The organism is Aeromonas ichthyocola (assembly GCF_046087985.1).
In the GTDB taxonomy this organism is placed as follows: domain Bacteria; phylum Pseudomonadota; class Gammaproteobacteria; order Enterobacterales; family Aeromonadaceae; genus Aeromonas; species Aeromonas rivipollensis.
This window is the reverse complement of record NZ_JBJSWH010000001.1, coordinates 267,976-290,276: the sequence shown is the minus strand read 5'-3', so window position 1 is coordinate 290,276 and position 22,301 is coordinate 267,976. Positions and strand designations below refer to the sequence as shown.

Sequence of the window (22,301 nt, the reverse complement as noted above, 5' to 3'; positions counted from 1 at the left end):
GATAGAACCGACACAGTTCTTGAGGTCTTATCCATGATCATCTATCTGCATGGCTTTGATGCCACCAGCCCCGGCAATCATGAGAAAGTGCTGCAGTTGCAGTTTATCGATGATGATGTGCGCTTCGTGCACTACAGCACGGTTCACCCCCGCCACGACATGAGCCACCTGCTCAAGGAGGTGAAGAAGCAGCTCGACATGAGCACAGACCCCAAGCCCCTCATCTGCGGAGTCGGGCTCGGCGGCTACTGGAGCGAGCGGATCGGTTTTCTGTGCGGCATCAAACAGGTGGTCTTCAACCCCAACCTGCACCCGGAAGAGAACATGCAGGGCAAGATCGACAGGCCGGAAGAGTACGATGACATCGGCACCAAGTGTGTAACCGAATTTCGTAATAAAAATTCAGGAAACTGCCTGTGCATCCTTTCCGTTCAGGATGAAATCCGCGATAATCGGGACACTGAACGTGAATTGAAGAACTATTACGACATCGTATGGGATGAGCGCGAGACCCATAAGTTCAAGAACATCTCGCACCATCTGCAACGGATGAAGGCCTTCAAAGAAGCCTGAGCCATCACGTCAACCGATTTCGTTTTAGGGAGCCAATGGCTCCCTTTCGTTTTGAGGAACCAAGGAAAATCATCATGATGAATATTGTCGTTGTAGGCGGTGGCGCCGGCGGTCTCGAGCTCGCGACCAGCCTGGGCCGCAAGCTGGGCAAGAAGAACAAGGCCAGGATCACCCTGGTGGATCGCAACCGCACCCACCTGTGGAAGCCCCTGCTGCACGAAGTGGCCACCGGCTCCATGGATGCGGGCATCGACGCCCTGAGCTACCAGTCCCACGCCAAGAACCACGGCTTCGAATTCCAGCTCGGCAGCCTGACCGACATCAAGCGCGACGAGAAACGCATAGTGCTGGCGCCTATCCACGACGAGAGCGGCGCCCTGGTGGTCAACGAGCGGGAACTGGCTTACGACGTGCTGGTGATGGCCATAGGTTCTGTCTCCAACGACTTCAACACCAAGGGCATCAAGGATCACTGCATCTTCCTGGACAGCCCCTCCCAGGCGCATCGCTTCTACAACAGCATGATGAACCGCTTCCTGCAGTTCGCCACCGAATACAAGCCCGGTGACAAGGTGAAGATCGCCATCGTGGGTGGCGGCGCCACCGGCGTCGAGCTTTCCGCCGAGCTCTACAACGCGGTGGAGCAGCTCTATGCCTACGGCTTCAAGAACCTCACCACCGACAGCCTCAAGGTGACGCTGGTGGAAGCGGGCCCCCGCATACTGCCGGCGCTGCCTGAGCGCATCAGCGGCTCCGCCCACCAGGAGCTGGTCAAGCTCGGCGTGGACGTGCGCACCGCCACCATGATCACCGAAGCCACTAGCGATGGGCTGCACACCAAGGATGGGGAGCTGATTGAAGCAGACCTCATGGTGTGGGCCGCGGGCATCAAGGCACCGGACTTCATGAAGGAGATCGCCGGCCTCGAGACCAACCGCATCAACCAGCTGGTGGTCAAAGAGACCCTGCAGACCACCCGTGACGAGAACATCTTCGTCATCGGCGACTGCGCCGCCTGCCCGCAGCCGGACGGCAAGTTCGTGCCGCCCCGCGCCCAGTCCGCCCACCAGATGGCGACCCAGGCGTTCAAGAACATCCTGGCCAAGATGAACGGCGGCGAGATGAAGCCCTACCTCTACCACGACCACGGCTCCCTGGTGTCCCTCAGCCGCTTCTCCACAGTGGGCAGCCTGATGGGCAACCTGATGCGCGGCTCCATGATGGTGGAAGGTTACATCGCCCGCATCGTCTACATCTCCCTGTACCGGATGCACCAGGTCGCCCTGCACGGCTACATCAAGACCGGCCTCATCATGCTGGTGGGCCGCATCAACCGGGTGCTGCGCCCGAGCATGAAGCTGCACTAAGCCTGTGCCTTGAGTGGCAAGCACAAGACAAACGACAAGGAGAGGCCAGGCCTCTCCTTTTTTTATGGTCCAAGAGGGGGCTGCCTAGAAGCGCTTGCCGTAGTTCACGGCGAAGAAGTAGAGCGCCGGGGTGGGATAGTGACCTGAGAGGGATCTTTCATCGACGCTGGCGCTCTCCATGTGTATGTACTCAAAACCGGCCCCCAGGGTCTCCTGGGCGTTGAACGCATAGATAACTCCTGTGCCGAGGCGCAGCGCACTGCCGCTCGGCACCGTCAGGGAGGTGTGGCTCTGATCCCGATAGGCACTGCTGTCGTAGGCCACGCCGCCATTGAGGGTCCACTGCGGCGTCAGATCGTGCTGGAGCCCGACCGCCAGGTGGTAGCTGTCCTGATAGAGCCCCTTCTCTGAGGAGGTGCGGTCAAAGACGGCGACCTGGTTGTCGTTGTAGCGGCTCCAGTCCTGCCAGCCCAGATTGCCCATGATGGCCCAGTCGTGGGCGAAGGTGTGAAAGGCGCTCACCATCAACTGTTGGGGGCTGTTGACCATGCCGGAGAGGGGGATGGTGGCGCTGATCCCGGGCAGATTGGGGCGCGAGAAGGTGATGTCGCGGCCTATGTCGAAGTGATAGGTCACCTCGCTGGCATAGCCCAGCCCGACGCGGCTTCCCGGGTTCCACTCATAGAGCAGCCCCAGCTTGGCATTGAGGGCCCAGTCACTGTCGTCCTGCTTCTGCTCCCCGCCACTGCCCTCCCGGGTGAGGGCGAACAGGCCGTAGTTGATGCCGACCCCGGCCCCGAGCGACCAGTGCTCGTCGACGCGATAGGCAATGGATGGCTGCAGGGTGAGGCCGATCAGGGTGGCCTCCTTGATGAGCTGCTTGCCGGCCCAGTCGCCAAAATCCAGTCCCAGCCCGAAGTTGCCATAGAGCGCCAGGCCCGCCGACCAGCGCTCATCGAGCTGCTGGCTGTAGTAGGCGGAGGCTGCGGGGAACCAGCCGATGACGGTATCGACATCTCCCTCGGCGGGATCGTCCAGATCGTAGGGCACATCCCCGTAGAGCAGTTGCCCGCCCAGGGTAAGGTGGCGCCCCTCCAGGTGGCTCAGGCCAGCGGGATTCACCAGCTGCACAGTGGCATCCTGGGCCCTGGCGGCCATGCCGGCGGAGGCGAGCCCGAGATCATTGGTGCCGGTTTCGTACAGATAGAGGCCGGCACCCTCGGTGGGGGCGCTCAGCAAGGTGGCCAGTGGCAACAGCAGCAGCGTTCGTTTCATCAAGGTCCCTCTCCCATCAATCCGGAGGATCGGCCCCCTCCTGCAAGTGCCAGATGCATCTGTAAAAGGGGGAAAAGATCCGCGACACAGGCAGTATAGATGGCACTTTGGATGCTGAATCAATCACTTGTTCGCTCCGGGTGCGCGGCGTCTCCCGCTGTCCCCGGCAAGGCGGGGTTATGCTTTGGTCTTCGCCTTGCTACCATGGCGGCAACGGTGCCCAGCGCATCCTATTGAACCCACAGGAGACCTCATGATCCTCTCAACCACCCCCACCCTGGAAGGCAAGGCCATTCGTGAATACCGCGGCATAGTCGTGGGTGAAGCCATCCTGGGTGCCAACATCTTCAAGGACCTGTTCGCCGGCATCCGCGACATCATAGGTGGCCGCTCCGGTGCCTACGAAAAGGAGCTGGCCCGGGCCCGGGAGATCGCCTTCGAGGAGCTCAAGGAGCGTGCCCAGGCCCTGGGTGCCAACGCCGTGGTCGGCATCGACATCGACTACGAGGTGGTGGGCCAGAACGGCAGCATGCTGATGGTGAGCATCAGCGGCACCGCCGTGGTGATCTAGCTCGCCTTTGCCCCCTGGCCGCCCGCAGCAAGCCGACCCCGAGGTCGGCTTTTTTATTGGGCGCGGCACTCCTATGGTATGGGGGGCGATTCACCCTTCTCACCTTGCGGGAGAAGGGCTGGAGATGAGGGGGAGGCCCCGGGCCGGGAATATTGTTTAATTTTTCTGTCCAACCTGGTTATGTCGTTTGATTTATCTAAACAAAAAACGGCCTGCCCGGTGCCAGTCAGCCCTTGTCGGGATGAAAACACCTGGATTAGGATGGAGCCTTATGCCGGATCATGGGGATCCCGGCCCCCAGACTCTCAGGAGCGACTGTCATCCATGGCACTGCGCAAGCCCGCTGGGCTCAAACCCGGCGATACTATAGGCTTCTTCTCTCCCTCCAGCGCGGCCACCGCCTGGGCTCCCCGGCGATTCGAACGTGCCAGGGCGTTTTTGGAAGGGCAAGGTGTCAGGCTCAAGGCGGGCAGCCTGACCGGGGAGCGGGATCACTGGCGCTCCGGCTCCATAGCGGCGCGGGCCGCCGAGCTCAATGCCCTCATCCGGGATCCAGAGGTGCGCGCAATCATGTCGGTGATTGGCGGCAGCAACTCAAACTCCCTGTTGCCCTATGTGGACTACGAGGCGCTGAGAGAGGATCCCAAGATCATCGTCGGCTATTCGGACGTGACGGCCCTGCTGCTCGGCATCCACGCCCAGACCGGTTTGGTTACCTTCTATGGCCCGGCACTGGTGGCCTCCTTTGGCGAGCTCCCGCCGCTGGTGGACGAGACCCTGGCGGGTTTTCGCCAGATCTGTCTGGCGAGGGAGGCCAGCGCACCTCATACCCTGCCGACCCCAACCCACTGGACCGACGAGCGGCTGGATTGGGAAAACCAGAGCCGGGCCAAGTTGTGCCAGCCTAACCGGCTTGTCTCGGTGGGCAGCGGCCGGGTGCGGGGACGGCTGATGGGCGGCAACCTCAACACCCTGGCGGGGATCTGGGGCTCTCCTTATATGCCGACCATCCTGCAAGGGGATATTCTGCTGCTGGAAGACAGCCTCCATTTGGCAGAGACGGTGGAGCGTTCGTTTGCCCACCTCAAACTGTGCGGGGTGTTCGACCGCATAGGCGCGCTCATCCTCGGCAAACACGAGCTGTTCGACAGCCAGGGCAGCGGCCGGCGGCCCCTCGATATCCTGCTGGAGGTGGTGGGGGAGCCCGGCTTCCCCATACTGGCGGAGTTCGACTGTGCCCACACTCACCCCATGCTGACGGTGCCGCTCGGCATAGAGGCCGAACTGGATCTCGACAGGCAGACCCTTACCCTGTGCGAGTCCTGGCTCCGTTAGTCGCCAGAGAAATGCAAAGAGGCCGCAGTTGCGGCCTCTTTCACTTTCTCAGGTCAGGGATCAGGGCAGGGCATAGGCCCTGAAGGTATTGCAAGGATCTGCGGCCCCCATCTCTTCAATGTTTATTGATCTCAGGGTAATGCATCGGCCCGGAAGGTGTGGCAAGGATCTGCGGCCCCCGTCTCTTAAATGTTTATTGATCTCAAGGTAATACATCGGCCCGGAAGCTGGCGCGGATCTGCGGCACCAGGGGGGAGGGGTCGAAGCCCTTCTCCTCCCCCAGCACCGGATGGAGCACGGGCTTGTCCTCTATGGGGGTGAAGTCCCCTGCCAGCAGCGCTCGGGTGGCCTGTCCCATCTGGTAGAGCTGGCGCACCGGGGCGAACTGGCGATCGAGCGTGATGGCGCCGTCGTTGCGGGTGAAGGCCATCATGGGGATCTGGTAGGGGGCATCCCGGGGCGGCTTGGCGCCATGGATGTTCTTGCCCGCCGACATCAGGAAGGGCTGGTGATCCCCGAAGGCCACCACCAGGTAGCGCTTGCCGGAGCGATCGAGCGTCTTGAGCAGCCGCTCCAGGGAGGCCATGGCGTCCACCACCCCTGTGTAGTAGGTGTTGAGCAACTGCCTGTCCGCCGGGCTCTGATCCGGGCAGGCCCTGTCGATCTGCTGGGCCCGGTAGCGATCCCCGTCGAAGGGGCCGTGCCCCTGCATGGTGACCGCGTAGGCGAACAGCGGCTTGTCATCCTGCTCGCTGCGTCTGATCAGGTGATCGATGAGGGCATCGTCCGAGATGTAGAGCCCTTTATGTTCAAGCGTGGTGAAGCGGGTGTCGAACCAGCGCTCCTCGTAGCCGAGGGCCGGGATCGCCTTGGCGCGGCCCCAGAACTTCTCCACATAGGGGTGGGCGAACAGGGTCTGGTAGCCGTTCTGCCTGGCGCTCCTGGCAAGGCCGGGCACCTTGTCCGAGAGGTAGTAGTAGGGCACCACCCCCTGCTTGAGCAGACCCACCGGCAGGCCGGTGTTCATCTCGAACTCCGCCAGCACCGTCATGCCCCCTGTGGTGGGGGAGTGGATGGTCTTGTGCCACTGGGCCACGTCGGCGGGCAGGGAGAGGGTGGGGGCGGGGGCGCAGATCTTGCCCTGCCAGTCGAGCCAGAGCGACTCATATTGCAGCACTATCACCAGATCGAAGCGGGGCGGCTGGCCCGGTGCCGGCTGGCTGAGCTCGGGGGTGCGCTCGTTGATCTGCAAGGGGTAGCGGAAGATGTTGCCGCTTTGCAGCATCTCATCCACCAGGTTGAACAGGTAGAGGCCGGGACCGGCGCGGATGATGTCCCTGTGGTAGTTGACCGCCCTGTCCACGTAGCGGATGTTGGCCCCCAGCAGCTTGTTGCCGGTCTGGGTGGCGAACACGCAGAGCGCGAAGAAGGCGGCGGTAGCTGCGGCCGTGCGCAGGATCCAGCGAGACAGGGCGAAGCGCCAGCACAGGAACAAGAGCCCCAGCACGGCCAGTACCGGCAGCACGGGGTGTTGATCGAGCAGTATGTGCAGCAGGGCCATCAGGTTGCCGAGATCGTCCCCCCCAAGGGGCACCCCGTAGATGGCTATCTTCATGAAGTTTGCCAGCAGGCCTATGCCCGAAAGTGCCGTAAAGACCAGCCCCATATAGAGGTTGAAGCCCGCCAGGGCGCAGAGGCTCCAGCCCAGCACCATGCTGCCCCAGGCGAGGTAGTAGTGCTCGGGCCTAAAGCCGGACCAGAGCAGAAACTCCCCCAGCTTGAACACCACGAAGCCGTGCAGCAGCACGAAGGTGAGGTTGCCGAGCAGCAGGCTGCCCAGCACCCGGGAGCGGTAGCTGCGGCGCAGCCGCGGCAGCAGGTTTCAGCACGGCGGCGCTCAGGGCCAGCACACCAGAGAGGCTGGTCACCAGATAGGTGAGGTTGAAGCCTTGCTCCGGCAGGGTTTGCAGGATCTGGCTGAAATCGCCGCTCTCGGGGCGATCTTTGCCAGCAGCAGGCCAATGCGCAGTTGATAGCGGCTATCCAGCGCATCGTCCGGGGCACGCAGGGTGCTGTTGAGATCCAGGGTGCAGCGGTTGTTACGGCACACCTGACGTTTATCCACCGCCTGACTGAGCTGATCGATCCGCTCGCCCTTGTCGTTGAGCAGCTCCACCCGCACCTTGTCCCCCGCTTGCAGCGGCCCCCGCAACTGCCACTGACTGCGCACCACCAGATAGAGGCCACGGCTGTCGCTTTTATAGAGCAGGGCGTGGCGGCTGAGGGTGGCCAGCGGATTGTCGGCAGGCCCCAACACCAGCGGTTGGCCTTCCCAGCCAGCTGCCGGGATCCAGCGGCAACAGCAGGGTCAGCAGCAGCAATCCGCCTAGCAGAGCGAGTACCACAGAGGGCAGACTCAGGACCGGTTGGCGGCCTGAGGAGGGACGGTCATATGGGCTCATCCTTTGAGCGAGTGAGGGAGCAACGCTGCATCCGTATAGGTTTTGACCCGATGGTGCGGGCCTTGTTCCAGCTTGTCAATTTAATGACCGTTTAATGAATATTTGGTTACTGTTCAACCCTGCAAATTGTGATCCCGATCGAGGGGTTGCACGGAATATGTGATGAAAGCGTCATCATGGGGTTTTGCCGCTGGCCTGGGAGGGGAGCGCTGTTAGGCTCTCAATAGCGACAGGAGGTACATGTATGAATCCTAAAGTGATGGCGCGTCAGGCCAGATTGCTGCGCATGCTGGAGAGCGAGGAAGGAATCCGGATCGGGCGCGAGCGCGACTGCCCGTTGCCCCTGGCCCAGCTGACAAAGCTGACCGAGGATCACCCGGACGTCGTCAAGGTCTATGGTCAGGGGCTCACCGCCGAGGTGTTCCACCTCAAGGTGGAGGGCCATCACTGGTGCCTGAAGCGCTGCCGGCCAGACTCCCTGGTGGCCAACGTCGACGGCAAGACCGCCTTTCTCACCGAGCTGGAGCGGCGCCGGGAGATAGAGAGCCTGCGAGAATTGCACCCCACCATACTCTCCAACGTGGTCTGCACCAGCTTCGGCTCCGCCCGCGCCGGGGTGCTGGTCTCCCCCTGGCTGAGGGGAGACCCGGTGCGCAGGCTCAATGAGCGCAACCTGGCGCAGATGCTGGCGGTGGAGGCCGAACTGGCCCGCTGGGGCTGGTTTGACTGGGATCCGAGCCCGGGCAACCTGCTCGACGACGGCCAGCAGATCTCGGTGTTCGACTTTGGCTACATGTGGCCCTTCGATCCCCTGCACGAGTTCAACTCCAACGGCCTCACCGATCCGGCATTTCATGTGGCTGAGCGGCTGGAGACCCGCACCCTGTCCGGGCTCTGGCTGGAGGAGGCAGACCCCCTGCCGCTGTTTCGCCACTGGCGCGAGCTCTGCCTCGCCTGGGCGAAGGGGGAGTTGCAATATCTGTCACGGGAGGGGGCCAGCGCCCCCGTGCTGGCCCGGATGCAGGGGCTGGTGGGGGAGTGGAGTGCGGCGCTGGCAAGCGAGCAGGCGCTCGCCGCCAACTGGTGGCGCGACATGTATCGCAGCCACCGGCTCGACATTCTGGACGATCTCAGCGGCAAGAGCTGCGGCCCTGTGACCCTGCGCCGCCTCGACTGGCTGGAGCAGGCGGTGCGGGATCAATTCCCGGCGCTGGCCGATAACCTGGGATTTGATGAGGCCGGTCTCAACCAGGCGGCGCTGTTGCAACGGCTGGGGGGGCTGCGCGAGCAGATCCGGGCCAACCTGTTGCCGACCCGGACCAGCCAGCCTGCGCGCTGACATGGGGATGACAGAGTGACAAGAGGGGCGCATGGGCGCCCCTCTTCGTTGGTATAGCTTCTGGCGCCATGGCCTTCCCCCGATACCAGACCCTTCTGCCCCAGGGGGAGAAGGGTCTGGCCAGGTTTCGTCAGGCTCAGTCGAGCAGCTCCTGGTGGAGGCGGTTGACTATGTTGCCCGCCTCGCTCTCTTTCACCAGGAAGCAGAGGTTGTGGGCGCTGGCGCCGTAGCAGATCATCCGGATGTTGTGCTCGCGAATGGCGTCGAACACCCGGCTGCCCACCCCGGCGGCCTCGCTCATGCGGTTGCCGATGAGGGCCACCAGCGCGAAGTCGGTCTCCACCTCCACCTTGCACAGCTGGCCGAGCTCCGCCAGCACCTTGTCGCCCAGGATGGGCTCGCCGTTGCTCTGGCTGCCGGTGTGATCCAGGGTCAGGGAGACGCTCACCTCCGAGGTGGTGATGAGATCCACCGAGATGCGGTGACGGGCCAGGATGCCGAACACCTCCGCCAAAAAGCCGTAGGCGTGGAACATGTTGAGGCTGTGCAGGGTGACCAGCACCTGCTGGCGGCGCAGGGCCACGGCGCGAAACAGCGGGCTGGTCTCGGTGCTGGCGCGGATCCAGGTGCCACCGGCCGCGGGATCCCTGGCGGAGCCGACGAACACCGGAATGTCCTGGCGCAGGGCGGGTTGCAGGGTGGCCGGGTGCAGTACCTTGGCACCGAAGGTGGCCATCTCGGCCGCCTCCACAAAGCTGATCTCGGGGATGGGGCGGGCCCGGGTGACCAGGCGCGGATCCGTGGTGTAGATGCCGGGCACGTCGGTCCAGATCTCTATGCTGCCTGCGTCCAGCGCCTCGGCGAGCAGGGCCGCGCTGTAGTCGGAGCCGCCCCGGCCCAGGGTAGTGGTGCGGCCATCGGCATCGGCGCCGATGAAGCCCTGGGTGATGACCAGGCTGTCACCGAGCAGCGGGCCCAGCGTGGCTTGGCAGAGGGTGCGGGTGGCGGCGAGATCCACGGTCGCCTTGCCAAAGCGGCTGTCGGTGCGCAGCAGCTGGCGCGCGTCCTGCCACTGGGCCTTGATGCCCCGCTGGTGCAGCAGCTCGGTGAAGAGGCGGGTGGACATCAGCTCGCCGCAGGCGATGAGGCGGTCTGCCAGCTCGGCGTCCGTGTGCTGGCAGGCCTGGCGGGCCATGGTGCGAATGTCGCCGAGCTGGGCGTGAATGAGCGCGCTCACTTCGCCCGGGTTGCCGAGCGCCGTCAGTATGGCTTGCTGGATCCCGGTCAACTTGTCGAGCTGGGCATCCTGCCCGGCTTCGTCCAGTTCACCCTGGGCCAGGCTCACCAGCAGGTTGGTGACACCGGCGCTGGCGCTCAGAACCACCACCCGGGTCGCCGGATTGGCCAGCACCACGTCGGCGCAATGGTTCATGGCCGCGGCATCGGCGACACTGGTTCCGCCAAACTTGGCGACGTTGATCGGGTTCATTGCATACTCCTGTCTCAAGGTGAAAATCCGGTTTCATCGGGCAAAAGAGAGGAGGAGGCAGAAAATGGCAGGAAAACGTAAGGATCCCGGCCAGAAGCACTCCATCCGCGGTGCCCATCCCACAAGGATCCTGCTGGATGCCTGTGGGATGCACACGACCGATGACAACCCGGGGGATTCAGCCCCCGCAGCCGACGTTGAGGTATCCAGTTGCCTCACTCGTCTCGGCGCTGCTCCCCCTGACCCAAGTTCACCGGACTCTGGTGTCCTCCCTTGGGCTGCCTGGGCAGCGCTCCTCTTCTGGTGCCACCTCGGAAGGTGGCGTGCATGTAGAAATACCCTGCACTGGATTGCACTGTCAATCGAGTTTGTAAAAAAGTACACAATTGGCAACAACCAGGCACAAGATCAATCAGTTACGAAATCGTCTTGGACAAAACCTTGGAGCGACGCTGCCAGTTGTAGAGGCGCTGGCGCGCCACCGGCAGATCTTCCACTTCCAGGGGATCGAAGCCCCGCTCCCGGAACCAGTGGATGGAGCGGGTAGTGAGCACGAACAAGCGGCGGATGCCGAGCCGCTTGGCCCGCTCGGCCACCTTGGCCACCAGCTGATCCCCCCGGTTGGAGTTGCGGTACTCGGGATGGATGGCGACGCAGGCCATCTCGGCCATGGCTTCTTCCATGAAGCAGTAGAGCGCCGCGCAGCCGATGATCAGGCCGTCGCGCTCTATGATGGTGAACTTGTCTATCTCCATCTCCAGCTGCTCGCGGGAGCGGCGCACCAAGATGCCTTCCTCCTCCAGCGGCCGGATGAGGTCCAGGATGCCGCCGATGTCCTCTATGGTGGCGGCCCGCGCCCGCTCGGCGCTCTCGCGCACTATCTGGGTGCCGAGCCCCTCGCGGCTGAACAGCTCCTGCAGCATGGCACCGTCATCCTGATAGCTCACCAGGTGGGAGCGCGGCACGCCGCCGCGGCAGGAGGCGATGGCCGCGCGCAGGTAGCGGGCGGTGCCGGACATCTCCTCGCCCGCCTGCTCCAGCTCCACCAGCAGCTCCTCGGCCTGTTCGGGGAAGAGCTCGGAGATGGCCACGCCCTGCCTGTTCATCACCCCCTGGGTGCTGCTGAAGCAGATGAGTTTGTCGGCTTTCAGATCCACCGCCACCCGGCGCGCCACCTCTTCCGAGCTCAGGTTGAAGCTCTCGCCGGTGACCGAGCAGCCGATGGGGGAGATGAGCACCAGGCCATGCTGATCCAGCTGGCGGGTGATCCCCTCCACGTCGATGCGCCGCACCCGGCCGCTGTGGCAGTAGTCGATACCATCTTCCACCCCGAGGGGCTGGGCGGTGACGAAGTTGCCGCTCACCACGCTGATGCGCGCCCCCTGCATGGGGGTGTTGGCCAGCCCCATGGAGAGCTGGGCGGTGATGTCGTATTGCAGGCCGCCGCACACCTGCTTGATGATGGCGAAGCTCTGATCGTCGGTGACCCGGATCCGTCTGTGGTACTGGGCCTCGATGCCGGCACGGGCCAGCGCCTCGTCGTTTTGCGGACGCGAGCCAAACACTAGCACCAGGCGAATGCCGAGCGTCTGCAGCAGGGCGATGTCGCTCACTATGTTGGCAAAGTTGGGGTGACAGATGGCTTCCCCGCCCATCATCAGCACGAAGGTGGCACCCCGGTGCACGTTGACATAGGGGGTGGATTGCCGAAAGGCATGGACCAGGCTGGGTTCGCGTTCACGCACGTGTTTCGTTCCATAAAAAAGCAGCAATTTGCTCAATATATGAAAATAAATTCACAAATCAAGACTAAATATTGGTTTTGCTGTTTTGTGCCGCCATTTTGACCAGCCGCAGGCACCCTGCGCCTGGGCGAGCCGGGCGGCGGTCAGCCCGCTGAAGGGGCCGCCTTGGTTGATCCGGGCTCATAACCTGTTATCTTCGGGGTTCCTTTTCGTCAGCCGCCTCGCGCGGGATTTTATTCAAGGACAGGGCATATGGAGCAGATTATTTCACCGGCAGAGGCCCTGCCGGGACGACGGGAAGCGCTGGCGATCGGCCAGCAGCATGCCGTCAACGGCCACCCGACCCAGGGCCCCTGGCCCGAGGGGATGGAGCTGGCCTGGTTTGGCATGGGCTGTTTCTGGGGCGTGGAGCGCCTGCTGTTCTGGCAGCAGCCCGGCGTCTATTCCACCGCCGCCGGTTATCAGGGGGGCCTGACGCCGAACCCCACCTACAAGGAGGTGTGCAGCGGCCTGACCGGTCATGCGGAGACGGTGCAGGTGGTGTTTGACCCCAAGGTCATCAGCTATGGCGATCTGCTCAAGTTGTTCTGGGAGCAGCACGATCCGGCCCAGGGCATGCGCCAGGGCGGCGACATCGGCACCCAGTACCGCTCGGTGATCTTCTATGGGGATGAAACCCAGGAGGCCATCGCCCAGCAGAGCCTGGCGGCCTATCAGCAGGCCATGATGGCGAGCGGCGATGCCCGTGCCATCACCACCCGGATCCTGCCGCTGGCGCCCTTCTACTACGCCGAGGATTACCATCAGCAATATCTGGAGAAGAACCCGGAAGGCTATTGCGGCCTGGGGGGCATTGGCGTCTGCCTGCCGCCCAGCCTGAACCGCTGAGGCGCAGCCTGGATAAAACAGGGGCCATTAGGCCCCTGTTTCGTTTTTTTGAAAGAAATATTAAAAAAAGCGTCACGACCGGGAACTTAACCCAACCTCGGCAGACTAATCAGGGTAGCTACCATGGACGGCAGCCAAGACCAGACACATTTCTTGCCTCGATATTCATTCAACTGACAAGCGCGATGAATCGGAAGTGATAGCAAGCAGGGCTGCCCTTTGAGGCGGCCCTTTTCATTTTGCGGATCTTTGCGGGCCATGCGGCCGCGGGGAGGGGACTAGCCGATGGTGCTGTCGAACAGGTTCTTGATGAGATCGATGAACTCATCGAGGAAGGCGTGCTGGGCCGGGGTGGGCGCCCGCAGCCAGACGGCGGAGAGCACCTCCTCCAGATCGGCCACCACGGCGTCGGCCTCCTGCATGATCATGAAACGCACCTTGGGGTCGAGCTGGGGGTTCTGCTCGCAGATGGCCATGAGGTTGTCGGCCACCCGGTTGCTCACCAGATCCTCAATGGTCTGGGTGCCCGTGCCCTGCTGCTGGCTCTCGAACAGGCCCAGACTCTCTACCAGATACTCGATCAGCGCAATATAACCGTCGCTCTCTACCACCATGATGGCTGCCTTCATTCATTGCTTTGGGGAAATGGTGGGTATTTTAGTGGCTGGCCCTGGCTTGGCAAGCGGCAGTAGAGGCGATGGCGGACAAAACTGACCCCGCCGCGCTCCACGGTTTCCAATCCGGCCTGCTCGAAACCATGGCGCAGAAAGAGCGCGAGGCTGAAGGCGCTGGCCTCCGTGGTCAGGCTGTGCAGGCCCAGCTGGCTGGCCGCCTGCAAGGCCCGCTCCAGCAGCAGGCCGCCGAGCCCCTGGCGCGGATGATCCGCGCTCACATAGAGCAGGCTGAGGTGGCCGTCATCGCTTAAGGTGACAAAGCCAAGGGGCATGCCCTCCTGCTCCATGACCCAGCCGTGGTGCTCGCGCAGCTGGCTGGCGAGACCCGGATGACGGGCGCCCTGGGCCCATTGCTCCACCTGCTCCGGGCTGTAGTGCTCCGGGCCCAGGCGGCGCACCGACTGCTCGAACAGGGCGAGCAGGGCGGGGATGTGCTGCTCCCTCAGGGGCCTGATCCGGGCGGGCGCGGTTTTTTGTATCTGCGGCATGGCTGTTATCCTGCCTTTGCTGATAAGGTCGGCGCCTGCGGCCGCTTGGCCTTGGGCAAGCCCGCCACCACGCGCTGGTAGGAGTGTTCAATCCAGCCCTGCCAGAGCTCGGCGTCGAGGCTCTCGCTCAGGGTCACCGTATTCCAGTGCTGCTTGTTCATGTGCCAGCCGGGTTTCACTTCGGGGTGTATCTCTCGCAGCAGCAGGGCGAGTTCGGGCTCGCATTTGAGGTTGATGGTCAGCGGCTCTGCCTGCCAGTCCACCAGGGCGAACATCTTGCCGGCGATGCGATAGACCAGGATCTCTGGGCCAAAGGGGGTATCCTCGGTGGCGCCGGGCTGGCTTAGCAGAAATTCACGTAACGATGCAAGGCTCATACAAGACTCCATGCTGGTCCGATGATGGGTGGCAGCATATTCAGCGGGGCGCCCCTTCTGTTAATATGCCCGCCGAGTATATCCCCCAACCCCCCCGGGAGCCCATAAGATGTTGTACCACAAGACCTTTGAGCTTGGCCCCGAGCGGGATTGGGTGGTGTTCGTGCACGGTGCCGGCGGCAGCTCCTCCATCTGGTTCAAGCAACTGCGCGCCTACCGGGAGCACTTCAACGTGCTGCTGCTCGATCTTCGCGGCCACGGCCAATCCAACCAGTTGCAACAGGTGGTCAAGGGACACTACAGCTTCAGGGCCGTGACCGAGGACATACTGCGCCTGCTCGATCACCTGCGCATTCCCCGCGCCCATTTTGTCGGCATCTCCCTTGGCACCATCCTCATTCGCCACCTGGCCGAGCTCTGCCCCGAGCGGGTCAAGAGCATGGTGCTCGGCGGCGCCATACTGCGCCTCGACATTCGCTCCCGGGTGCTGGTGCAGCTTGGTCGGGTCGGCCAGCACATACTGCCCTACATGTGGCTCTACCGCTTGTTCGCCTTCATCATCATGCCGCGCCAGCACCATCAGGAGTCCCGCAACCTCTTCGTGCGCGAGGCCCGGAAATTGTGCCAGAAGGAGTTCAAACGCTGGTTCCGCCTCGCCACCGAGGTGAACCCCTTGATGCGCTACTTCAAGGAGCGCGCCCTGCCGATCCCGACCCTCTACCTGATGGGGGAGGAGGACCATATGTTTATCGCCCCGGTACGGGAGCAGGTCGCCCGAGACCCCTACAGCCAGCTCGAGATCATCGAAAACTGCGGCCATGTCTGCAATGTGGAGCAGCCGGAGCACTTTAATAGACAGTCGTTGGCGTTTTTGTCTAGCCAGACGGTCGCGGCCTAAGCTATTTAATGGGGGAAGGTTGGGTTTAGGGAGTTCAATTGAAAGTACATGAAAGAAAAGTCTTTTTTCGGCAGAATCATTTTCATCCAAGCTCCGATATTTAAATGTGAATTTTATAGTCTCAATTTTAAGGGGGCTTTAACGTCAGATTATGCTTTGCTGATCTAACCTACGACTCTATTTTGACTCCTCTGCTTTTTTTATTTTATTTTCAAGTTCAAAAACTAATGGCTCAATAATTTCAATCACTCGTTCTGGAGATTTAATTTCTCCGTATTTATTGAACATGAAGAAAGTCAATGGATCTTCGCTACGTAATGGATATTCATTTTTGAAAGATCGTGATAGTGCCTCAGAACAAAACTTTATTATATTGTCACCAGAATAATCATGCTCTCCATATGCTGATCGTAGGCCATGTTCTATGCGAGTCGATTTAGACAAATTCCAATACCTATCCTTGCATGATAAAACACGATCTAACAACTCTCTGAATCGCATAGAGTATATCGCTTTACTCGAATTAATCTTTAATTCTGTAAGTGATGCTAACTGCACATTTGTCATTTGAGCTGCTTCAAAAGCACCACTTTGAAATCCAGACTCGGATAACAATATGCCCCTATCCGCACCAATATCTGCCACTATTTCCCTGAGGGCCAAAATATGCAACTTATTCACTGGCTTCTGCCAATACTTACATTCAACAATCCATATTACATCAAACCCTTCAAAATGAGAGGTGACATATACATCTACATCATGACTGGTTCTTACCCCTTTCACGGATACATCTGTTCTCGCGTCTAATCCTATGGAACGGAAATATTCGGCAGTGTCCTCTTGATATTTTTTCCAATCTTTCATTTTATAATCACCGATTAACAGCTTTGGCTTTGCTCTAAAGATTACATTAGCGATTAATTAAAACTATTGAGAGTCTATCTTTTTTGTTAAAAAGTTTTTTTCAGCTCTGCTATGCATCTCATTAGTTCTTTTCCTTTTGTTGTGACAAACCACTTACCAGAAACATCCGTAATTAGCCCTAAGTCAGACAAATATACATGATGGAATGATTTTGGATCTCTAGCAATACCAAGTGTATAAGTAGATGCAAGGGCTTGGAAAATGAGCTTAGTTACAGAGGAGCTTTTTGAGTGAAGTTCAGATAGTACTACTAAATCAGGTGCCGTCAGTTTTGAAAACGTCCTCGCTATTTCAGGATGAATACTCCCTTCACTCATTTCCCTAGCTGTAAGGTTAGCCCACAACGACCGAATGAAATCATCAGATTGGCTGTCGGAGTTTTCTAATACAGTGTAAATTACTTGAGGTTTCACTACAACAAAACTAAAATCTCGAACGCCAGAATTCCTTACTTTTTCTGTCGCTTCTCGAAGTGTCTGTTCAGCAATGATTTTTTGGACTTCATTTAACGTATTGAACTTATGCTCGATTAGTTTCCCAATGCCAACTGTTGTAGCCGTAATTGGAAATATTAACTTGTTTACGATATCAATCGTCGCTCCCCAGACTTCCTTCGGTATGTTCTTAAGCACGTCCATATATACCCTCTGAATTATTATAATGCCTTTTATTATGAACACCTAAATAAACGGAATTCGTTATATCGGTAGGTCCGATTCACAAAGCGTAATCAGATTTTCGCGGATTTTTTGTTGGACTTACAAGCCAAAGTAATAAAATATATATTGCAAGGCAACAAAGGACCCACTGGGAAATGGTATCAAGCACCCACCAGTCTGCAGAGTAAAAAATCACTCAAAGCTAGGAATTTGAATGGCTTTTTGACGCCGATCAGATTCCAAGGTGCTCAATACCCCGTCATCTCCAAGTAGCCCAGCCCTTGCGCATCTCCCCCCACAGTCACAGCCCCCTCCCAATAGTCAAAACGCCCCGTCATGGCCTGATTGGGTTGGCGGGCACGGATGGTTAGATTGATATCGGCGGCCTTAAGCTGCCACTCGATGGGGTAGGGCTGACCCTTGGGGCCGCGCCAGGTCTTGCCCGGGGTGAGGCTGATGCTGTCGGGGGCGAGCACCCGGCTGCTGCCATCCTTGTCGATCAAGATGCCGTAGCGGTTCTCGGGTTCGGGGCGGCCCGCTTTGGTGCGCAGGCGAAACAGCATCAGCTCGCGGCCATCGGCAAGTTGCAGGGAAAACCAGTCCCAGCCCGACTGCCACTGGGCCAGTACCGAGCTGCTCCACTCGTGATCGAACCAGCCCTGGCCCGTGACATTGCGGGTCTCCCCCTCCAGGGTCAAAGTGCCGCTCAGTGTCAGGCGCGGGTAGGAGTAGTAGAAGGAGGCGTTGCCCGGGCTCTTCTCGCTGTAACCCGCTTTGCCCTGCAGCACCGCCGGCTTGGCGGCGCTCACCTCGAGGTTCAGCTCACCCATCTTGCTCTGCACCTTCAAGGTGGCGGGGAAGAGCGCATCGCCTTGAGAGGCCAGCCGCCACTCTCTTAGCCAATATTCGCCGCCGCTGGCCCCGGCGAGCCCCGGCCCCTGGCGGCTGGTGCGCTCATCCTGGCGGTGGGTACCACGGGCGAGATCCGTGATGGCGAACTGGGCCAGCCAGAGCTGGGGGCTGAGCCAGGGGTTGTCCGAGGTGAACTCCTGCTCGATACCCTGCCGAAAGAGGGTCCACTGCATGCCGTAGTCGCGCCCCTGCTCGTCTTTCAGGTTGCCGGTGAGATACCACCACTCGGATCTGTAGTCGGGGTGGGCGCCGTGATCGGCGGGCAGGCGGATGGGCTGGCCGGGCAGGGCCTTCCTGAACTGATCGCCGCCGCCCCCGAGCAGGGTGCCCAGATCGCTGGCACCGACCGCAGCGCCATGGAGGATGCAGGCGATCATCAACGGCCACTTCCAACTCAATTTCATACCACTCTCCTTGCGGCATACCAGGAGGCGAGCGCCCCGCACAGGGGGGCGAGCAAGAGCGCCGTGACAGCGTGCAAGGGGGCGGCTTCGAAGGCGAGGCGCCAGCCAAAGGCGCGGGGGTTGACCACCTCAATCAGCACCCAGGCGAGGCCATAGCCCACCGGCAGGGCCAGGAGCGCCGTGAGCAGCCCCAATCCCGCCCCCTGCCACACCAGCAGGCGGCGGCAGTGGCGGGGGCCTATCCCAAGGCTCTGCAGGGTCTGCAACTCGCCACGGCGGGCCCGCCCCAGCACCATGAAGGCGGAGCCGATGCCGACGAAGGCGATGCCGAGGATCAGCAATTTCAGCAGCTCGGTCACCACAAAGGTCTGATCGAACACCTTGAGCGCCGCGGCGTGGATGGCGGGGGCGGGCAGCAGGTTCACCCGCTCGCCAAAACGGGCACGCAGCCGATCGCTTAGGCCCTCGGGGTCTCCGTGCTGAAGAGGGCGAGGGATTGCACCGCGCCCCCTTCGAAGGCGTGCAGTATCTGCCCCTTGTCGCTGCCGTAATCCTGATAGACGCCAGTGACGGTGAGGGCCCTTGGCTCCCCTTCGCTCGTTACATCCAGGGTCTGACCCACTCTGACCCCGAGGCGCACCGTGAGCGGCTCGCTCGCCAGCACCTCGTCGGGCGCGGCGGGCCAGCGCCCGGCCAGCAAGGGATAGGCGGCCTTGAGCTCGGGGATAAAGTCCATCTGCGCCCACTCGATGGGCTGCCCCTGCCAGCGGGCGGGATGCACGGCGCGGCGCGAGGCGGCGCTCACTTCTGGCTCGGCGAGTATGGCGGTCAGGGTCTGCTCGCTCAGCTGGCCTCTGCTGCCTGCCACCCCCTTGGGGGCGCTGACATAGAGGTCGGCGGCGAGCCGCTGGCCGAGCCAGATCTCCACGCTCGAACGAAAGCTCGACACCATGACCCCGATGCCGATGGCCGCGGCTATGGCAAGTTGCAGCGCCATCACGGCGATGGCGGTGCGATCCAGATGGTATTGGGTCTCGGCCACCCCGAGCCGGACGCTGAGGGGGCCGTGCCCGCGCAGCCGCCCCAGCAGAGCGCGCAGGGCATCGGGCAGGGCGAGGGCCATGGCGAGCAGCCAGCCTCCGGCCACGAAGAGGGCGCCCCCCAGGCCGGTCTGCGGCAACAAGAGGCAGAGGGCGCAGAGCAACAGTATGGCGATGGCGAGCAGACGCCTGCGCCAGGGATGAACCGGCGGGCGGCTGCTCCCCTCCCGCAGTTCAAGAGGGGATTGGCGCAGCAACTGCCACCAGCCGGGGAGGTTGGCGGCAAGGGTGCCAGCCAGGCCTATCAGCAGCGCCTTGATGAGGCTGGTCGGGGAGAGGCGCAGCAGGTCGATGGGATTGGGGCCATAAAGGTCTGCCAGCGCCTGGGTGAGGTGTCCCATGAGGGCCAGCGCCAAGAGGCTGCCCAGCAGCAGCCCGAGCAGGGTGCCTATGGTGGCGAGAATGAGCAGCTCCAGGGCCAGATAGCGGAGTACCCGGCTTGGCGGCATCCCCAGGATGATGAGCTGGGCGAGCTGGGGGCGGCGCACGCTCTGCACGAAGCGCTGGGCGTTGAACACCAGAAACAATCCCACCGCCATGGCGAGCAGGGAGAGGGCGCTGAGGTTGAGGGCCAGGGCATCCCCGAGCTGGCTGGCATCGAGGGCAGGGCTGATGGGTTCGAACCAGAGCGGCTGATGGGGGTAATAGGTTTGCAGCGCCCTTTGCAAGGCATTGGCCTCTTCGTCGCTTAACTTGAAGACGATGCGATCCAGCCTTCCTGCCTTGCCAAGCAGGGGTTGGGCCAGGCCTATGTCGGTGACCAGCAGCCGCTCCATGGGGACGGCGCCCGGCTCGAAGGTACCCGCGAGGGTGAGGGTGAGCGTACGGGCGCTGTCCGCCTCACCGCCGCCCAACATAAAGCTCCGCGACTGCCCCGGCGACCAGCCGAGGCGTTTGGCCTCGGGGGCCGAGAGCCAAACGCTGTCGGCGCGGCTCAGGGGGAAGTCGGGTTCGCGCCCCGGCTGCTCGCCAAAGAGTCGGCGCAGGGGGCCCGGGTTGAAGAGATCCATCCCCAGCAGCTGGAAGCTGCGCCCCTGCTCATCCTTGAGCCAGGCGTGCAACTGGGGCATGGCGTCAAGATCCGGCTGGCTTCGCACCAGCCGAACGTAGAGCCCCTCATCCAGGCCACCGCTCGGGGCCAGGCGGTAGTTCGCTTCCCCCGCGAGCTGGCTGCGGGCGGCGACGAAATTGGTGCGGGCGCTGTGGTTCAAAAGCTCGATGGCCACCACCAGGGTGACCCCCAGCATGAGCCCGGCCAGGCTCATCAGGAGCAGCCAGGGGTGGGCGCGATAGAGGCGCAGCAGCGCCTTCAGCGGCAGCATGATGCATACCAGCGGCGGGCGTCACCCATGGGGTCCGGCCTCGAGCAACTGCCCCCCTTCCAGGCGCAGCACCCTGTCTGCCAGGGCGCCATAGCCGGGGTTGTGGCTCACCAGCAAGAGGCCTGCGCCGGTATCGCGCACCGCCGCCATCATCAGCCCCATCACCTGCTCGGCGTTGTGTTCATCGAGGCTGCCGGTGGGCTCGTCAGCGAGCAGCCACTTTGGCTGGTGAACCAGGGCCCGGGCCAGGGCTACCCGTTGGCGCTGGCCGCCGGAGAGCTGCTCCGGCCAGGCGTGGCGCTTGTGGCTCATCCCCAGGCGTTCGAGCAGGGCATCGAGGCGCGCCATGTCGCGGGGAAGGTGGTTTATCTCCAGGGGCAGGCAGAGGTTTTCCAGCACAGTGAGGGTCGGCAGCAGGTTGAAGTCCTGATAGACGATGCCAAAATGCCGGCCGCGCAGGCGGGCCCGCTCGTCCGGTGACTGGGTGTCGAGCCGGGTCTCTCCCAGCCAGATCTCCCCCTCATCCGGGGGGATGAGACCGGCAATGAGGTTGAGCAGAGTGGACTTGCCACAGCCGCTCTGCCCCAGCAGCAGACAGGTTTCGCCGGGGTTTAGCTTGAGATCCAGCCCGGCAAACAGGGGGGGCGTCTCACCGCCGTTGGCGAAGTGTTTACCGAGGTTGTGCAGATTCAGCATGGGATAACCGGTTGATGGCCAATGGCTTTCACAATGTCAGTCACTACTATGCCAGTTAGTGATCGCGCCTGCAAAAGGGATGAGGATCCTTGCTGGATCCCGCTTGCCAGAGGTGGTTAGAATAGGGGCTTCCATGGGTCACAGGATGAGCAAGGATGTTACACAAGCAAGTCAGTTTTATCGTCGACAGCAAGGGGGCCAAGCAGGCTGCCGTGGTCCCCATCGATATCTACAACGAGCTGATGACCCTGCAAAAGGCGCTCTCCGACAACAAGCCCGGCGAGCGCGAGCTCTACCACTTCAACGGCAAGGGGGCCGAGGCCCATGGCTATCCGGTGGGCAAGCGGCAGAACCCCGGCTTCATGGTGCAGGCGGGTTCCACCGCCAACGGCGAGGATGCCGCCTCCCTGCGCGAGGCGGTGATCGAGCTGCGCCAGGAGCTGCTGGCCAAGGGGGTGCTTGTGCCCCGAGCCGAGGGGGGCTTCGTGTTCAGCGCCGATCAGCTGTTCAACAGCCCGAGCCTGGCAGCCAGTCTGGTGGCGGGCAACAACAGAAGCGGGTTGGACGCCTGGCAAAACAGTGCCGGCTACACCCTCAAGCAATCCGGTTTCGGCAAAAAATCCCCCTGATGGCAAAACAGCGCCGGCTACACCCTCAAGCAATCCGGCTTTGGCAAAAAATCCCCCTGATCCCCTTGAGCCACGCCGCCTGCCCGGCCGAGGCGGGCAACAATGGATGGCAAAACAGTGCATACACCCTCATTGACCTGGATGAACCTGCCCGGCCGGGTGAGCTTTTGA

Annotated in this window: 18 protein-coding genes, 2 pseudogenes and 1 riboswitch; of the genes and pseudogenes, 8 read left to right on the top strand and 12 right to left on the bottom strand. The window is 61.6% G+C overall.

Going from position 1 to position 22,301, the window contains the following annotated elements; genetic code table 11:
• Positions 1-33 precede the first annotated feature (33 nt).
• Both ycfP and ACF2JD_RS01290 read left to right on the top strand, forming a co-directional pair.
• Positions 34-573, top strand: coding sequence for an alpha/beta hydrolase YcfP (gene ycfP, locus ACF2JD_RS01295; RefSeq protein WP_163137317.1), 540 nt, complete (start codon positions 34-36; stop codon positions 571-573).
• A 74-nt stretch (positions 574-647) separates the two neighbouring features.
• Positions 648-1,940, top strand: a complete 1,293-nt coding sequence (locus tag ACF2JD_RS01290; RefSeq protein ID WP_139744328.1) for an NAD(P)/FAD-dependent oxidoreductase — start codon at positions 648-650, stop codon at positions 1,938-1,940.
• A gap of 84 nt (positions 1,941-2,024) precedes the next feature.
• Here ACF2JD_RS01290 and ACF2JD_RS01285 read toward each other — a convergent pair whose 3' ends face one another.
• Positions 2,025-3,215: an outer membrane protein transport protein gene (locus tag ACF2JD_RS01285; RefSeq protein ID WP_440986868.1), complete on the bottom strand. Its 1,191-nt coding sequence runs from the start codon at positions 3,213-3,215 to the stop codon at positions 2,025-2,027.
• Between the two features lie 253 nt (positions 3,216-3,468).
• Between ACF2JD_RS01285 and ACF2JD_RS01280 the strand changes: the two genes are divergently transcribed.
• Positions 3,469-3,786: a heavy metal-binding domain-containing protein gene (locus ACF2JD_RS01280; RefSeq protein ID WP_025326589.1), complete on the top strand. Its 318-nt coding sequence runs from the start codon at positions 3,469-3,471 to the stop codon at positions 3,784-3,786.
• 324 nt (positions 3,787-4,110) lie between these two features.
• Positions 4,111-5,121: an LD-carboxypeptidase gene (locus ACF2JD_RS01275; RefSeq protein ID WP_440986597.1), complete on the top strand. Its 1,011-nt coding sequence runs from the start codon at positions 4,111-4,113 to the stop codon at positions 5,119-5,121.
• Between the two features lie 202 nt (positions 5,122-5,323).
• Here the strand turns inward: ACF2JD_RS01275 and ACF2JD_RS01270 are convergent.
• A pseudogene (locus ACF2JD_RS01270) lies at positions 5,324-7,583 on the bottom strand (LTA synthase family protein).
• A gap of 244 nt (positions 7,584-7,827) precedes the next feature.
• On the opposite strand from ACF2JD_RS01270, the gene ACF2JD_RS01265 reads away from it, so the two are divergent.
• A complete protein-coding gene (locus tag ACF2JD_RS01265; RefSeq protein ID WP_440986596.1) occupies positions 7,828-8,922 on the top strand; it encodes a hypothetical protein in 1,095 nt (364 codons plus the stop codon).
• Between the two features lie 136 nt (positions 8,923-9,058).
• Here ACF2JD_RS01265 and lysC read toward each other — a convergent pair whose 3' ends face one another.
• Positions 9,059-10,411 carry a lysine-sensitive aspartokinase 3 gene (lysC, locus tag ACF2JD_RS01260; RefSeq protein WP_025326592.1) on the bottom strand — a complete coding sequence of 451 codons (1,353 nt, stop codon included), beginning with the start codon at positions 10,409-10,411 and terminating at the stop codon, positions 9,059-9,061.
• 86 nt (positions 10,412-10,497) lie between these two features.
• A riboswitch (Lysine riboswitch) is annotated at positions 10,498-10,719 on the bottom strand.
• A 108-nt stretch (positions 10,720-10,827) separates the two neighbouring features.
• Positions 10,828-12,156 (bottom strand): amino-acid N-acetyltransferase, encoded by a 1,329-nt coding sequence (gene argA / locus ACF2JD_RS01255; RefSeq protein ID WP_025326593.1) that lies wholly within the window; start codon positions 12,154-12,156, stop codon positions 10,828-10,830.
• Positions 12,157-12,408: 252 nt separating this feature from the next.
• Here argA and msrA point away from each other — a divergent pair, with 252 nt between their 5' ends.
• Positions 12,409-13,044: a peptide-methionine (S)-S-oxide reductase MsrA gene (gene msrA / locus ACF2JD_RS01250; protein ID WP_440986595.1), complete on the top strand. Its 636-nt coding sequence runs from the start codon at positions 12,409-12,411 to the stop codon at positions 13,042-13,044.
• Positions 13,045-13,322: 278 nt separating this feature from the next.
• Here the strand turns inward: msrA and ACF2JD_RS01245 are convergent, their stop codons facing one another.
• From ACF2JD_RS01245 to ACF2JD_RS01235, 3 genes are read right to left on the bottom strand one after another with little or no spacing between them, the layout of a single operon-like run.
• Positions 13,323-13,658: a DUF3802 family protein gene (locus ACF2JD_RS01245; RefSeq protein ID WP_106887973.1), complete on the bottom strand. Its 336-nt coding sequence runs from the start codon at positions 13,656-13,658 to the stop codon at positions 13,323-13,325.
• A gap of 11 nt (positions 13,659-13,669) precedes the next feature.
• The gene (locus tag ACF2JD_RS01240; RefSeq protein ID WP_440986594.1) at positions 13,670-14,206 is read right to left on the bottom strand and encodes a GNAT family N-acetyltransferase; all 537 of its coding nucleotides are present in this window, start codon (positions 14,204-14,206) and stop codon (positions 13,670-13,672) included.
• 5 nt (positions 14,207-14,211) lie between these two features.
• A complete protein-coding gene (locus ACF2JD_RS01235; RefSeq protein WP_111912337.1) occupies positions 14,212-14,583 on the bottom strand; it encodes an MmcQ/YjbR family DNA-binding protein in 372 nt (123 codons plus the stop codon).
• A 109-nt stretch (positions 14,584-14,692) separates the two neighbouring features.
• On the opposite strand from ACF2JD_RS01235, the gene ACF2JD_RS01230 reads away from it, so the two are divergent.
• A complete protein-coding gene (locus tag ACF2JD_RS01230) occupies positions 14,693-15,481 on the top strand; it encodes an alpha/beta fold hydrolase (protein WP_404835169.1) in 789 nt (262 codons plus the stop codon).
• Between the two features lie 177 nt (positions 15,482-15,658).
• Here ACF2JD_RS01230 and ACF2JD_RS01225 read toward each other — a convergent pair whose 3' ends face one another.
• The 5 genes and pseudogenes from ACF2JD_RS01225 to ACF2JD_RS01205 form a co-directional block, all read right to left on the bottom strand.
• On the bottom strand, positions 15,659-16,348 hold the full coding sequence (locus ACF2JD_RS01225; RefSeq protein WP_440986593.1) for a restriction endonuclease: 690 nt from the start codon (positions 16,346-16,348) through the stop codon (positions 15,659-15,661).
• Between the two features lie 86 nt (positions 16,349-16,434).
• Positions 16,435-17,040 carry an Abi-alpha family protein gene (locus ACF2JD_RS01220; protein WP_440986592.1) on the bottom strand — a complete coding sequence of 202 codons (606 nt, stop codon included), beginning with the start codon at positions 17,038-17,040 and terminating at the stop codon, positions 16,435-16,437.
• Positions 17,041-17,315: 275 nt separating this feature from the next.
• Positions 17,316-18,383, bottom strand: coding sequence for a lipocalin-like domain-containing protein (locus ACF2JD_RS01215; RefSeq protein ID WP_440986591.1), 1,068 nt, complete (start codon positions 18,381-18,383; stop codon positions 17,316-17,318).
• Positions 18,380-20,805, bottom strand: a pseudogene (locus ACF2JD_RS01210) (FtsX-like permease family protein). Before ACF2JD_RS01210 ends, ACF2JD_RS01215 begins: the two are co-directional and overlap by 4 nt.
• 21 nt (positions 20,806-20,826) lie before the next feature.
• Positions 20,827-21,501, bottom strand: a complete 675-nt coding sequence (locus ACF2JD_RS01205; RefSeq protein ID WP_440986590.1) for an ATP-binding cassette domain-containing protein — start codon at positions 21,499-21,501, stop codon at positions 20,827-20,829.
• Between the two features lie 155 nt (positions 21,502-21,656).
• Between ACF2JD_RS01205 and ACF2JD_RS01200 the strand changes: the two genes are divergently transcribed.
• A complete protein-coding gene (locus tag ACF2JD_RS01200) occupies positions 21,657-22,130 on the top strand; it encodes a DUF4357 domain-containing protein (protein ID WP_025326602.1) in 474 nt (157 codons plus the stop codon).
• Positions 22,131-22,301: the final 171 nt, after the last annotated feature.